Origin of the sequence: Marinomonas sp. ef1, from assembly GCF_002806845.1 — a bacterium.
GTDB lineage: Bacteria > Pseudomonadota > Gammaproteobacteria > Pseudomonadales > Marinomonadaceae > Marinomonas > Marinomonas polaris.
The window spans coordinates 1-214 of record NZ_NHTT01000058.1 but is presented as its reverse complement, the minus strand read 5'-3'; the positions used below and the strand labels follow the sequence as shown (position 1 = coordinate 214).

General features: G+C 48.1%; 1 protein-coding gene. It reads left to right on the top strand.

Features of this window, described 5'->3' with window-relative positions; all coding sequences use genetic code 11:
• On the top strand, window positions 1-214 hold a 214-nt coding region (locus tag CCS02_RS22080; protein WP_157808029.1), incomplete at both ends, for a YDG domain-containing protein.

Genomic DNA, 214 nt, shown 5'->3' with positions numbered 1-214 from the left:
AGCCAAAGCGGTTATTTCCGCCATCACTGGCATTACTGCCAACAACAAAACTTATGATGGCAACACAACAGCGACGCTGGATACATCAGGGACAGGTTTCACTGGCATGGTATCTGGGGACGACTTAACCGTAGCGTCCGCTTCGGGTTCTTTTGCCGATAAAAACGCAGGAGAAAATAAAACCGTTACTGTTTCCGGTTTGAGTCTAAGTGGC